This window comes from Myxococcus sp. SDU36 (genome assembly GCF_030168875.1).
Classification (GTDB): domain Bacteria; phylum Myxococcota; class Myxococcia; order Myxococcales; family Myxococcaceae; genus Myxococcus; species Myxococcus vastator.
Map to the genome: position 1 here is coordinate 7335259 of NZ_CP077414.1, position 12541 is coordinate 7347799.

At 70.9% G+C, this 12541-nt stretch carries 11 protein-coding genes; 4 read left to right on the forward strand and 7 right to left on the reverse strand.

The features are described 5' to 3' along the window. Nucleotides 1-2: 2 nt before the first annotated feature. From KGD87_RS29905 to KGD87_RS29915, 3 genes are read right to left on the reverse strand one after another with little or no spacing between them, the layout of a single operon-like run. Nucleotides 3-1442 (reverse strand): aldehyde dehydrogenase family protein, encoded by a 1440-nt coding sequence (locus tag KGD87_RS29905; RefSeq protein WP_284664356.1) that lies wholly within the window; start codon nt 1440-1442, stop codon nt 3-5. Between the two features lie 38 nt (nt 1443-1480). Further along, a complete protein-coding gene (locus KGD87_RS29910) occupies nt 1481-2932 on the reverse strand; it encodes an aldehyde dehydrogenase family protein (RefSeq protein ID WP_284664357.1) in 1452 nt (483 codons plus the stop codon). 29 nt (nt 2933-2961) lie between these two features. Further along, on the reverse strand, nt 2962-3645 hold the full coding sequence (locus KGD87_RS29915; RefSeq protein WP_284664358.1) for a TetR/AcrR family transcriptional regulator: 684 nt from the start codon (nt 3643-3645) through the stop codon (nt 2962-2964). Nucleotides 3646-3743: 98 nt separating this feature from the next. On the opposite strand from KGD87_RS29915, the gene KGD87_RS29920 reads away from it, so the two are divergent. Further along, on the forward strand, nt 3744-4376 hold the full coding sequence (locus KGD87_RS29920) for a phospholipase D-like domain-containing protein (RefSeq protein WP_284664359.1): 633 nt from the start codon (nt 3744-3746) through the stop codon (nt 4374-4376). Between the two features lie 135 nt (nt 4377-4511). Then, nucleotides 4512-5843 carry a sensor histidine kinase gene (locus KGD87_RS29925; RefSeq protein ID WP_284664360.1) on the forward strand — a complete coding sequence of 444 codons (1332 nt, stop codon included), beginning with the start codon at nt 4512-4514 and terminating at the stop codon, nt 5841-5843. A 44-nt stretch (nt 5844-5887) separates the two neighbouring features. Here the strand turns inward: KGD87_RS29925 and KGD87_RS29930 are convergent, their stop codons facing one another. The 4 genes from KGD87_RS29930 to KGD87_RS29945 all read right to left on the reverse strand — a co-directional run bounded on the left by KGD87_RS29930 (nt 5888) and on the right by KGD87_RS29945 (nt 9115). Further along, entirely contained in the window at nt 5888-6544 is a 657-nt protein-coding gene (locus tag KGD87_RS29930; protein ID WP_284664361.1) for an ATP-binding cassette domain-containing protein, read from the reverse strand. 312 nt (nt 6545-6856) lie between these two features. Next, the gene (locus KGD87_RS29935; protein ID WP_284668709.1) at nt 6857-7630 is read right to left on the reverse strand and encodes a helix-turn-helix transcriptional regulator; all 774 of its coding nucleotides are present in this window, start codon (nt 7628-7630) and stop codon (nt 6857-6859) included. An 80-nt stretch (nt 7631-7710) separates the two neighbouring features. After that, on the reverse strand, nt 7711-8610 hold the full coding sequence (locus KGD87_RS29940) for a fatty acid desaturase family protein (protein WP_284664362.1): 900 nt from the start codon (nt 8608-8610) through the stop codon (nt 7711-7713). Nucleotides 8611-8755: 145 nt separating this feature from the next. After that, nucleotides 8756-9115 carry a helix-turn-helix transcriptional regulator gene (locus tag KGD87_RS29945; RefSeq protein ID WP_026114223.1) on the reverse strand — a complete coding sequence of 120 codons (360 nt, stop codon included), beginning with the start codon at nt 9113-9115 and terminating at the stop codon, nt 8756-8758. A gap of 421 nt (nt 9116-9536) precedes the next feature. Here KGD87_RS29945 and KGD87_RS29950 point away from each other — a divergent pair, with 421 nt between their 5' ends. Both KGD87_RS29950 and KGD87_RS29955 read left to right on the forward strand, forming a co-directional pair. Further along, nucleotides 9537-11537 (forward strand): HEAT repeat domain-containing protein, encoded by a 2001-nt coding sequence (locus tag KGD87_RS29950; protein WP_284664363.1) that lies wholly within the window; start codon nt 9537-9539, stop codon nt 11535-11537. Between the two features lie 40 nt (nt 11538-11577). Further along, the gene (locus KGD87_RS29955) at nt 11578-12537 is read left to right on the forward strand and encodes a ParA family protein (protein WP_284664364.1); all 960 of its coding nucleotides are present in this window, start codon (nt 11578-11580) and stop codon (nt 12535-12537) included. Nucleotides 12538-12541 lie beyond the last annotated feature (4 nt).

A 12541-nucleotide genomic window follows, 5' to 3' on the forward strand; every position in this document is an offset into this window, starting at 1 on the left:
CCCTACTCGAACAGCCGCCCCGCCAACCGCGCCAGCTTCTGCGCCTTGCCGGTGAAGGGCGGGAAGAACAGGTGGAGCAGGGACGTGCGCCCCTGGCGCAGCACCGCGCGCTCGTGGCTGAAGGTCCGGAAGCCCGTCTCGCCGTGATACGCGCCCACGCCGCTGGCGCCCGCGCCGCCGAAGGGCAGGTTCGGATTCACATGGTGCAGCACCACGGTGTTGATGCACGCGCCGCCCGAGCGCGTCTCCCGCAGCAGCCGCTCCACCGTGGCCTCGTCGTTGCTGAACACGTAGAGCGCCAGGGGCTTGCCGTCCTCGCGCACGTGCGACACCACCTCGTCCAGGGACTCGAAGCGCAGCACCGGCAGCACAGGCCCGAAAATCTCCTCGGCCATGATGGGCGTGTCGGGCGTCACGTCCGCGAGCACCGTGGGCGCGATGTAGCGCGACTCCGCGTCCACGCCGCCGCCAGCCACCACGCGCGCGCCGGCCTCCACGGTGCGGTCCATCAACTGGCGCACCCGCGTGAAGGCGCCGTCATCCACCATGCGGCACAGGTCCAGGCTCGCGCGGCGCGCCTCCTCGGTGCGGCCGTAGAACCGCTCCAGGGCCTCCTTCATCGCTTCGAGCAGCGCCTCTTCCTTCGACGCATGGACCCAGACGTGGTCGGGGGCGATGCACGTCTGCCCGCCGTTGAGGAACTTGCCCCACACCACGCGCTCGGCGGCGGCCTCCACATCCGCTGTTTCATCGACGATGACGGGCGACTTGCCACCCAGCTCCAGCGTCACGCTGGCCAGGTGCTTCGCCGCGGCCTCCATCACCCGCCGGCCCACGCGGGCGCCACCGGTGAAGAAGAAGTGGTCGAAGGGCAGCCGCAGCAGCGCCTCGCCCACCTCCGGGCCGCCCTCCACCACGGTGACTTCCTCCGGGGGAAAGACGTCCTTCACCAGCTCCGCGATGAAGCGCGCCGCGTGGGGCGTCTTCTCACTGGGCTTGCACAGCACGGCGTTGCCCGCGGCCACCGCGGCCACCAGCGGCGACACCAGCAGGTGGAAGGGTTGGTTCCACGGGGCCATCACCAGCACCACGCCCCGAGGCTCGGACCGCACCAGGCTGGACGTGCCGGTGAGCAGCAGGGGCGTGGAGACCTTCCGAGGCTTCATCCACGTCTTGAGGTGCTTCTGGATGGAGGCCAGCTCCATCAGGACGGGGAGGACCTCGGTGGCCTCCACCTCCGCGCGCGGCTTGCGGAAGTCGGCGTGGAGCGCCTCGGCCAGGGCCTCGCGCCGGGCGACGAGCAGCGTCTTGAGCTGCTCCAGCCGGGCCAGCCGTTCCTTCATGCCGCGGCGCGCCACCTCCCAGCGATGCGCATGGAGGCGGTCGAACGCCTCCTGCACGCCATCCGGCATCCGTGCTTCTTCCAACTTCACCACGCGCATCGCCTGGCTCCTTCCGGAGGTGCCCCGGCCTGGGGTGCCTACTCCAGCAGCCGGGTCGCGCGGGAGGCCAGTTCCTGCGCCTTCCCGCGATACGGCGGGAAGAACACCGAAGCCAGCGACTTCATCCACTGAACCATCACTGCCCGCTCATGGCTGAACGTCTTGAAGCCGAAATGGCCGTGGTAGTTCCCCAGGCCACTGGTGCCCACCCCTCCGAACGGGAGGTTGGGGTTCGCGAGGTGGACGAGCACGTTGTTCACCACCGCGCCACCCGACGTGGTGTTCTGGAAGATGTCCTCCACCGCCCGCTTGTCCTGGCTGAACACGTAGAGGGCCAAGGGCTTCCCGCCCGCGCGGATGTGCGCGTAGACCTCTTCACGGGACTGGTAGGTGAGCACCGGCAGCACGGGGCCGAAAATCTCGCCCTCCATCACCGGGCTCAGGGCCGTCACGCCAGACAGCACGGTGGGCGCGATGTAGCGCGAGGGCCCGTCCGCCTCCCCGCCCACCTCCAGCTTCGCTCCCGCGGCCACCGAGCGCTCGAGCAGGTCCTTCACCCGCCGCCACGCCACCGGGTCCACCAGTCGCGTCAGGTCAGGGCTCGCCTGCCGCTCCTGCTCCGTGCCGCCGTAGAAGCGGGTGATGGCCGCCTTGAGCGCCTCCAGGAACGCCCGCTCCTTCGACGCGTGCACGAAGACGTAGTCCGGCGCCACGCACGTCTGGCCGCCGTTGACGAACTTGCCCCAGCACAGGCGCTCCGCCGCGACGGCGATGTCCGCCGTTTCATCAATGATGACGGGCGACTTGCCACCCAGCTCCAGCGTCACGCTGGCCAGGTGCTTCGCCGCGGCCTCCATCACGATGCGGCCGATGCGCGTGTTGCCGGTGAAGAAGATGTGGTCAAAGGGCAGCTCCAGCAGCGCCTCCGCCGTCTCCGCGCCGCCTTCGAACAGCGCCACCTCGTTCTCCGGAAACACGTCCTTCACCAACTGCGCCAGGAAGCGCGAGGTGTGCGGCGTCTTCTCGCTGGGCTTGCAGATGACGGTGTTGCCCGCGGCGATGGCGGCCACCAGCGGCGACACCAGCAGGTTGAAGGGGTAGTTCCACGGCGACAGCAGCAGCACCGTGCCGCGCGCCTCGTAGCGCACGTGGCTGGACGAGCCCGCCAGCAGCATCGGCGTGCCCACCCGCCTGGGCTTCATCCACGACTTGAGGTGCCGCACCGTGTGGTTCAGCTCCTCCAGCGTGGGGTGCAGCTCCGTCAGGTCCACCTCCACCGCGGGCTTGCGGAAGTCCGCGTGGATGGCGTCCGCCAGCGCCGCGCGGCGGGCGATGATGGCCTCGCGCAGCCGCTTCAGCCGGGCGATGCGTTCGGCGGCCGTGGTGCGGGACATCGTCCAGCGGTGCGCGCGCTGGGCCTCGAACACCGCGCGGATGCGCTCGGTGTCGGCGGTGGGCTGCGTGGTGGCTTGAGCAGTCGCTTCGAGCATGGGGTTCTCCAGGGGTGGGAAAGGGGGACTCAGCGGGACTCCAGCCCGCGAAGAAGGGTGGTGAGGGCCGCCGTCAGCTCGGCGGTGAAGTCGACGCGCAGCGGCGCCAGGTGGGGCAGCACCTCCAGCACCTCGCGCGCCACCGGGGCCACGTCCGCCATCTGCCGCAGGCCCGTCACCAGCGCGTGCAGGTGGATGAAGAAGCGCGGGCCGTCTCCGGCTTGAAGGAACGACAACCGCTGCTCCACCCGCGTGCCCGCGCGGAGCAGCGCCGCCAGCAGCCGCTCCTTGAACGGGCGGAGCTGCTCGGCCGTCACGTTCTGCTCCAGCACCGTCTGGAGCAGCGCCAAGAGCCGCGTCAGGGCCTCCTCGCCCTCCAGCGACTCGGCCACCGTGCGCGCCAGCCGGGGCCCCGACCAGGCGACGGTGTCCTCCGCCAGCAGCCCGTCCAGCCGGTCGAACCACGCGAAGAGCAGGTCCTCCAGCAGCGCCAGGAACAGCGCCTCCTTGGTGGGGAAGTAGAGGAACACCGTGCCCTTGGCCAGCAGCGCCCGGCCGGCCACGTCCGCCATCTTCACCTCGGCGTAGGACGTCGCCTGATACAGGGCCAGGGCCTCATCCAGGATGAGCCGCCGCCGCGCTTCCTTGTCCTCGTCCTTGCGGGCTCGCTGGGGCAGGGCCCGCTTCGCCTTCGCCGCTGGGGTGCTGACCATGACGCATGGATGAATGACCCGCGGTCATTCGTCAAGTGACTGAAGGTCATTTGTCCACCGGGTGGCCAGGTGGGGATATGTATGGTGGAGTGCGTCCCATGCGTCCCATCGAGGCGGAGCTCCTGTCAGGCAGCGCGCTGTACCGGGAGGTGGTGTTGGAGAAGCTGCTCCATGCCCGGGAGTCGGTGTGGATGGCCACGGCCAACGTGAAGGCGATGTTCGTGGAGCACGGCGGCCGCTTCGTCCCGCTGGTGGACGTGTTGGACACGCTGGCGGCGCGTGGGGTGGCGCTGCGGCTGTTGCACGCGGAGCTGCCGAGCCGGCCCTTTCGCGCCGCCTTCGACCGGCGAGCGCGGCTGGTGGCGGGGGGCTTGTCGCTCAAGGTCTGCCCGCGCGTGCACTTCAAGGCGGTGGTGGTGGATGGGGCCTGGGCGTACCTGGGCAGCGCCAACCTCACCGGCGCGGGGCTGGGCGCAAAGGGCGACTCCGCGCGCAACTTCGAGCTGGGCTTCGTCACCGAGGACTTCGACGTCATCGACCGGGTGACGGCGCTCTACGAAGCGGTGTGGAGCGGCGCCGAGTGCAGGGTGTGCAAGCTCCGCGCGGTGTGCCCCGACCCCATCCTGCCGGCGAGCAAGCGAGCGCCCGCGCCGCGCCGTCCTCGCGCGGATGCCCCACGTCTGGGCAAGGCGCGCCGTCTCCAGCGGGGCGTGAAGCCCGCCCCACGCTAGGTTGGCCACACCGCGCGTCGGGTGCGCCCGGCACGGATGGGAGGCGTCCGTGACTCGGGCTGAATTCGCGGCCCTTCCGCTGTAGCGTTCCGTCGTTATTCGCGCGCTGCGCGTCCCGCATCAGGAAGCCTCCCCGTGCGCCCGGCCACCCTCTCCGCCACCTCTCCTCCCGAGCTGGAGTCGCAGCTCAAGCTGCGGCGCCGCAACTTCCTCCTGTGCGCCGCGGGGCTCGCGCTGTCGCTCGTGATGCACCCGCTGACGCTGGGGCAGGTCGTCACGCAGGTGCTCTGGGTCCACCTGGGCTGGTGCGCCGCCTTCATCTTCCTGGGCGTGGCGGTGGGGGCCCGGTGGATGTCTCCGCGCCCCATCGGCCTGGCCGCCGCCGTCGTCAGCCTGGTGGGGCTCACGCTGGACATCCACTTCACGGGGGGCATCTACAGCCCCTTCTTCCCTTCGCTGTACGCGGTGCCGCTCATCATCTGCGTCTTCACGCCGGAGCACCGCCGTCCCACGCAGCTGGCCTGCGCGCTCACGTGGGTGTGTCTGCTGGTGACGTGCTGGGCCTCGGGCGCGTCGCCGCAGGTGGCGGTGTCGCAGGGCCTGTCCTTCGCGTTCGTGGCGTGGGTGTCCGTGCTCGGCTCGCAGACGTTCCGCCGGCTGCGGGACGCGGAGCGGGACGCGGACGCGGAGCGGATGGTGGCGCTGGAGCGCCTGGCGGAGAGCGAGCGGCTGCGCGCCCAGGCGGACCTGCACCGCGCGGAGATGGAGCGGCTGGCGCTGGTGGGGCAGCTGGCCGCGGGCGTGGCGCACCAGGTGAACAACCCGCTGTCCTACGTGAAGTCCAACCTGGGCTACCTGGACGAGGAGCTGGGCGAGCCGTCGCCGGACGTGGAGGAGCTGCGCCGCGTGGTGGATGAGACGCAGCAGGGCGTGCTGCGCATCCAGCAAATCGTCACGGAGCTGCGCGACTTCTCTCGCGCCAACGCCCAGGACGAAGAGGCCTGCGCGGTGGCGGAGGCCCTGGCGAAGGCGCGCTGGCTGGCGTCCGCGGAGCTGCGTGGCCTGACCGAGGTGGTGGAGGACGTGGCGCCGGACCTGCCCCGTGTGCGCATGGGCCTGGGCAGGCTGGTGGAGGTGTTGGTGAAGCTGCTGCTCAACGCGGCCCAGGCCGTGGACGACGCGCGGCCCCGGCGCCCGGGCCGCATCGTCCTGCGCGCGCGGACGTTCCAGGAGGGGGTGCGGCTGGAGGTGGAGGACAACGGCGCGGGCATCCCAGAGTCCGTGCTTCCCCGCCTCTTCGAGCCCTTCTCCGCCGTGCCTCGCGCCAAGGCCGCGGGGCTGGCGCTGTCGGTGTGCCGCGACCAGGTGGAGAGCGTCGGGGGAACGTTGTCGGCGGAGCACCGTCCCGACGGGGGCACCCGCTTCGTCCTCAACCTGCAGCCGGCGCCGCTGCACGCGCCCGTCTGACGCGAGCGGCGTCGTGGGACGGCGAGGCGTGTCGCGCTGACCCGTCAGGCGGTGTGGCGACGCAGCCCGGGCTCGTCGAAGAAGTCCCGGGGCGAGGCCTGGTCCACGAGCATCCCGTCATCAATGAGCAGCACGTGGTCGGCCACCATGCGCGCCAGCGGGAGGTGCTGCGTGACGAGCACCACGGTGCGCTCGGCGCGCAGCATCATCAGCCGCCGCGCCAGCCAGCGGACGCCGTCCGCCGTGAGCCCGACTTCGGGCTCGTCCAGAAGAACCAGGGGCGCCTTGTTCGCGATGGCGACGGTGAGCAGGGCCAGCCGCCACAGCCCTTCGGGCAGCAGCGAGATGGGCCGCTCGCGCAGGCGGTCCAGCCGCACCGCCGCCGCGGGCGCGCAGGCCCAGACGGACTCCAGCGTCTGGCGCGCCTCGGCGCCGAGCAGCTCGCCCAGGGTGCGCGACTCCGCGGGCCGGGATTGGGGCACCACCGCCTGCGCCGACACGGGGAGGGTGAGCTGGCCCCGCACCCAGAAGTCCGCGCCGTCTCCGAGCGGGCCTTTGACGAGGGTCCGCAGCAGGGTGCTCTTGCCACCGCCACCCGGGCCCAGCACCACGCTGGCCCGCCGCCAGGGCAAATCGAAGGAGAGCTTCGCCAGCACCGCGCGAGGGCCGTAGCCGGCGCCCAGGTTCCTGGCTTGAATCATGGCGCTGCGCTCCTTTCTCGATGCGAGGGCGGGAAGCGCCGGTGAGGTGGGCGTCGCGTTCTTTTGTTTTGTAGTGTCTTTGGATAATTATTGTCAAATCGCCGCGGAGTGCGGGAATCAGTCTGAAAGTCCGCTGAGCATCGGAACTCCCGGAGTCCCGCGCGACAGGTGTCGGACCCACGAGGTGTCAAAGACTTGCGCGTCACCCGCTGAGTCGCCCCGTCCCACCTGACGACGTATGGGAATGTTGAGCGCCTGTGCAGACTGACAGGGATTGCCGGGAGCCAGCGGCTTCCCGGCTCCGGGACGTGACTACTCGGGGACGTCGGACGTGGCCGCGACGGGGACCTTGCCGGGCGCTCCGGCCGCTTCCTTCACCAGGGCCTCGGCGGGTGGCGGCGTGCCGTTGCCCTGCGGCTGCTTCTGCCTGTCTCGCCACGCGCTGGGGGACTCGCCCACCAGCTTGCGGAAGAGGCTGCTGAAGTGCTGGAGCGAGGCGCAGCCCACCTCCACCGCCACCGCGGTGAGCTTCATGTTCGACTCACGCAGCAGCGACTGCGCCATGCGCACCTGCACCGCGTTGAGCTCCGCCTGGAAGGACGTGCTGGCCTCCTTCAGCCGGCGCTGCAGCGTCCGCTCGGACATGCCCATCTCCCGGGCCACGTCCGACAGATTCACCTCCGGCAGCCGGCCCCGCATCACCTGGTGCAGCTCGCGCAGCAGGGGCGACTGGCCGGTGGCCTCCGCGACCAGGCCGTTGAGCTCCTCCAGCAACGCCGCGGCCTCTGCCTCCGGGTGCCCCAACCACCGCAAGGCGTCATCGGGGGCGGTGAAGGCCCGGCTGGGGTAGGCCCCGGACAGCAGCGTGTAGAAGCCGCCCACCACCGCGCCCACCACGCCCTCAGGCCGCACCAGCGCCTGCTTCAACACGGAGGTGCTGAAGTCCTTCTCGCGGGGCTGCATGTATTTGACCAGGGCGGCAAACGCCATGGGGTCCGCGGCCTCCAGCCGGCGCGCGTCCACCAGCGAGGCATGCGGCTTGGCGGGGGACAGCTCCACGTCCAGCACCTGGACGAGCCGGCGCACCTCGGCCTCTCCGGGGCGTCCCCAGAGGACGAAGCCGCACAGGTCCGCCGTGGCGTACCAGTGGAGGAAGCCCTCTCCGACTAGGTAACGGCCGTGGGGGTCCCGGCGGTAATCTTCGACTCCATCTGCCGATCGCACGGTTTGGCAGAATAGCGCTTCGCCACCCTGAGCACCCAGAACGGATTGATGGGGGAGAGCCCGGTAGTCAGCTCTGGACGGAGCCTGGACGTCCGAGCGAGCTCCTCGGTGAGGGCCGGAAGCTCGTGCCAGGGCACCTGCGGCTTCAGGTGGTGGGCCTGGTGGTAGCCCGCGTTGAAGAACCACCGGTTGTAGAAGGCGGAGTAGGACGTGGTCCCCAGGGCGTCCTTCTGCTCGGAGTTTGTCTCGAAGTGGGCCGCCAGGTTGAGCCAGTGGATGCAGCACTGCGTCACCAGCAGCACCCCCCACCAGGCCAGGCCCAGCGCGGGCTTCCACACGATGAGCGCCAGCAGCACGCCGTCCACCACCAGGAAGTCCACCGCCAGCTCCAGCCGCTGGTGCTTCTTCTTCGCCCACTGCCAGACCTGGCCCAGCGTCTCATAGGGCCACAGCCACGGCGTCAGCGCCGAGCGCAGGCAGTAGCGCAGGACGCGCTCTTCGGGACGGCGGCGGCCCCAGTCGCCCGGGCCGTCATCGTACCGGTGGTGGTTGAAGTGGTGGATGAAGTAGCCCCGGTAGGGGAACCCACACGCCATGCCCAGTGAACGGGACACCACCCAGTGCGCCAGGGGGGGCCGGGCAATGGACACGTGCATGTGGTTGTGCAGGACGGCGTAGTTCCAGAAGCAGATGGCCCAGCCCAGCAGGCACATGGCCAGCCGCCCCACCCAGGGCAGCGCGTCCCAGCTCAGGATGAAGGCTGGGAACCACCCCCACCACAACGCATGAACCGCGAGCTGCGGCAGGTCGGCTGCAGGGGGCGAGGGGCGGGCGGGGGTCATGAAGCATTCAGTACGCCCCCCCAGCAGCGGCTGCTTCACTCCACGCGCCAAGCGCTTGCGCCAGGGCGCAATCCGTCCGGCCCCTCACCCCCCTTCAGGTCCCAGTCAGGGTCTCCACCGCCCCGGCCGGGTCCTCGCTGTATCGCTACGTCTCGAGCGCGTTCGCCACCTGCCCGAGCAGGCGCAGACGCGGCGCGTCCAGCTTGCGCACCGTGCGCAGCAGTCGGCGGACCTCCGGGCGCTCGCGGTATTCCGGCGGGTCCTCCGCCAGCGTGGGCGCGCCTTCCACGCCCGCCATTCCCAGCAGCACGTCCGATGAGCAGTTGAGCACCAGGCACAGCTTGCGCAACGTGCGGACGCTGGGGAGCATGTGGCCGCGCTCCAGGCGGCCATACACCTCGGTGGCGATGCCAACGCGCTCGGCCACGTCGGCCTGGGTCAGCTCCAGCCGTTGTCGCGCCGCGCGGACCGCGTTTCCAATGAGGGTTGCCAGTCGTTGTTCCATGGCGTGCGGAAAACCTGTCGAAAAGAGGGCTTCGTCCCCCCGCATCCAGGCGGAGAGGCACCGGGGAGAAGTGACGGCCGTTGGCTGCCTCGTGGAACACAGATTACGAGTGGGGTCTGACATTCCGGGGCTTCCGGGAGCGCGGGGTGGAGCGTCCGGAATCGGGCGCTTCAACCCGTTGAGGCGGAGGTGGCTCGCGCGGCCCCCGCGAGCGCTCGGAAGCCGAAAATTCGGCCTGGGCGGCGTTGTCAACGACGGCCCGGGACGCGCTGAAAAAAGCCCTGGTGTTTCCGTGGTTTACGAAGTGAGGACGTCTGACGTAGGGTGGGCCCCCCGGTAGGTACCGGGAATCCGGTGCAAACCCCCGGTGACTCGGATCCGCAGGCCGCGCCGCGTGCCTCGCGGGGAGGCTGTTGAGGTCGTGAGCGACGAGCGTCCGGACGCGCTGCTCAAGAGCGCACTCGAAAAGATCGTCTACTTCGAGGCGCGTGCCCAACAGCTCCACAGCGAGCTGTCCTCGACACGCGATGAGATGGAGCACCTCAAGCGCGAGGTGGCCCAGACGCATCAGCGCGAGCTGGGCCTGCGCCGTGAGGTCGCCGAGCTGGAGGTCCGCGCGGGTCGGCTCCAGGCCGAACGCGAGGAGCTGGCCCGGCTCAACCAGGCCCTGCGCGGCGAGCGGAACCAGATGATGGACAAGCTGCTGGACGTGGGGCGCATCCGCGCCTCCTCCCAGGAGCGTGACGACGAGGACGACGACCTGGGGCTCGACCTGGCGTCGTTCATCTCCCAGCTTCGCAGCGAGGTGCTGCTGCGCGGTGAGGCGGGGCCGGTGGCCCGCGGGCTGGTGGTCCCCACGCGGCGCTCGTCGTTGCCGCTGCGTGAGACGGCGGCCAGTGTTCCCCTGACGCCGGCGCCGGTGAGCGAGCCGCCCGTGGCCGCTGTCGTCGAGGGTGACGGCCTGTCCCCGGTGGCGCGTGAGGCGCAGCGCTTCCTGCATGCGGGACGGCTGGGTGTGAGCGCGGCGCAGCACGCGGAGCTGTCCTCGCACGCGGGGTTCGGCGGGACGACGGATGAGACGCTGTTCGGGTTCTCCGTCCGCGAGCTGTCCGCGCAGGATGGCGCGGCCCGGGTGCGCGCCGCGGAGCGACTGAAGGCCCTGTCTCAGCCGGCCGCCGCGCCCGCGCTGGCTTCGGCGCTGCACGCGGAGACGGATCCAACGGCGCAGGTGGCGCTGCTCCAGGCGTTCGCGTCGCTGTGCCAGGAAGAGGGCGCGTCGGTGGTATCGCCGCTGCTCGCGTCGCCGGTGCCGGAGGTGCGCATCGCCGCGCTCAAGGCGCTCCTGACGCTGGCCCCGACGGACGCGGCGCCGCACCTGGCGCAGGCGATGAAGGACCCGGACCGCTCGGTGCGCCGCCGCGCGTCGCTGCTGGCGCTGGGCCTGGAAGGGGAGACGGCGCGGCGGCTGGGCGAGGAGGCCATCCACGACGAGGATCCGGAGGCGCGCGCGCTGGCCGCGCTGGCGCTCGGGGCGGGCGCTGGGGAGAACGCGCGCACGCTGCTGCTGGGCGCCCTGGGTGACCGTGAGCAGCGCGTGCGCAAGGCGGCCGCGCAGAGCCTGTCGCGCATCCTGGGGCAGGACGTGTCGGCGGTGGTGGACCTGGACGAGACGCACCGCCGCCGGGAGATCCGCCGGCTGGCGACGCTGCCCGTGAAGCCCGTGCGGGCGCGGCTGGAGCAGCCTCGTCCGGCGGCGGCTTCGGTGCAGGCGGTCGCGTCGGCTGTGGCTGTTGCCGCGGCGGCTCAGGCGCCGGTGGCGGCGGTCGAGCAGCCCGCTCACGCGGTTGCGGCCGTGGGCGCCGCGAATCGGCAGGCGATGACTGTCGGGCTCGCGCAGGGGGCTGGTCCGGTGGGGCCTGCGCAGGTGCGAGTGAGCCCCGCGGGAGCGCCGGTGGTTTCCACGCCCGCGCCGACTCAGCAGACCGCCGCCTCCGCGCAGCGTCCTCCGACGCAGCAGACCGCCGCTCCTGTGCAGCGTCCGCCCGCGCCGGCTCCGCAGGCCACCCCAGGCGACTCCAGTCCCGCGCAGCCTCCGCGCGCCTCGGCCGCTCGCCTGTCCCCCGTCCAGGCGGCCCTGGTGGCCATGGGCGCGGTGCCTGGGCAGGCCGCCCCCGCGCCGCGTGTTCCCGCTGCCGCCGCGGCGCCGTCCCGCCCGGCGGCTCCCGCGCGCCCCAGTGCATCGCCGGTGGAAGCCCTCTGCACGCAGATGCTGACCGAAGTCCGCGTCGCCGTCCGGGGCCGCTCGCTCGTCGAGCTGGCGGTCGCGCTCTCGGCGCCCGCGGAGCTCGCCCAGGAGGCGCTCACCCTGTTGTCCGCCCGGGGAGCGGTGATTCGAAGGGGGCACAAATACTTCGCCGCTTGAGGCAAGGTAGCCGTCCCGCACGTCTTTCGAAGGGTCGTCCATGGAAGCGCCGACGTACAGCTCCAAGCAGGTCGCCGAGATGCTCGGCGTGTCCCCGAAGCAGATTCCGGAGGAATCGCGGAAGGACGCCTACACGCCGGACGACATCTGGGACCTGCGCACCACGCTCGACCGTTTCCCGGCGCGGCTGGGCCACCGCCGCCAGCTCTTCCTGAACTTCAAGGGCGGCACCGGCAAGACGTCGCTGTCCACGTCCTACGCCTGGCGCCTGGCGGAGCTGGGCTACGCGGTGCTCCTCATCGACCTGGACAGCCAGGGCCACGCCACCAAGTGCCTGGGCTACGAAGGCGAGGACTTCGAGAAGACGCTGCTGGACGTACTCGTCCGCAAGACGCCGTTGTCCAAGGTCATCCAGAAGTCCTCGCTGCCCAACCTGGACTTCGTCCCGTCCAACCTGACCATGTCCACGGTGGACCTCGCGCTGATGCCCATGGCTGGCCGCGAGTTCAAGCTGCGCAACGCCCTCAAGGACGTGGAGGCCCAGTACGACATCGTCGTCTTCGACGCGCCGCCGTCCTTCGGCCTGCTCAACCTCAACGCGCTGATGGCGGCGAACGACTTGTTCGTCCCCGTGCTCGCGGACTTCCTGTCCTTCCACGGCCTCAAGCTGCTGTTCGAAACGGTGCAGAGCCTGGAGGAGGACCTGAACCACGTGCTCGACCACGTCTTCATCGTGGTCAACTCCTTCAACGCCACCTTCAAGCTGGCGAAGGAGGCGCTGGAGGCGCTCCAGACGCACTATCCGGAGTTCCTGCTGCCCACCATCATCCGGCAGTGCACCAAGTTCGCGCAGGCCTCCAGCGAGGGTCGGCCGGTGTTCGTCGCGGACCCCTCGTCCAAGGGGGCCAACGACATCCAGGCCATGATTGACAACATCCTGCCCCGGCTGGTGGCCGCGGCAGCCGCCGCCCAGACGAAGGGCACCCAGCAGGCCGGCTGAGAAC

Excerpts from the sequence above, each read along its gene's own strand:
- KGD87_RS29945 (WP_026114223.1), bottom strand. The coding sequence starts at position 9,115 with ATGGAACAACGACTGGCAACCCTCATTGGAAACGCGGTCCGCGCGGCG.
- KGD87_RS29955 (WP_284664364.1), top strand. The coding sequence starts at position 11,578 with ATGGAAGCGCCGACGTACAGCTCCAAGCAGGTCGCCGAGATGCTCGGC.
- KGD87_RS29915 (WP_284664358.1), bottom strand. The coding sequence starts at position 3,645 with ATGGTCAGCACCCCAGCGGCGAAGGCGAAGCGGGCCCTGCCCCAGCGA.
- KGD87_RS29920 (WP_284664359.1), top strand. The coding sequence starts at position 3,744 with ATGCGTCCCATCGAGGCGGAGCTCCTGTCAGGCAGCGCGCTGTACCGG.
- KGD87_RS29940 (WP_284664362.1), bottom strand. The coding sequence starts at position 8,610 with ATGACCCCCGCCCGCCCCTCGCCCCCTGCAGCCGACCTGCCGCAGCTC.
- KGD87_RS29905 (WP_284664356.1), bottom strand. The coding sequence starts at position 1,442 with ATGCGCGTGGTGAAGTTGGAAGAAGCACGGATGCCGGATGGCGTGCAG.
- KGD87_RS29930 (WP_284664361.1), bottom strand. The coding sequence starts at position 6,544 with ATGATTCAAGCCAGGAACCTGGGCGCCGGCTACGGCCCTCGCGCGGTG.
- KGD87_RS29910 (WP_284664357.1), bottom strand. The coding sequence starts at position 2,932 with ATGCTCGAAGCGACTGCTCAAGCCACCACGCAGCCCACCGCCGACACC.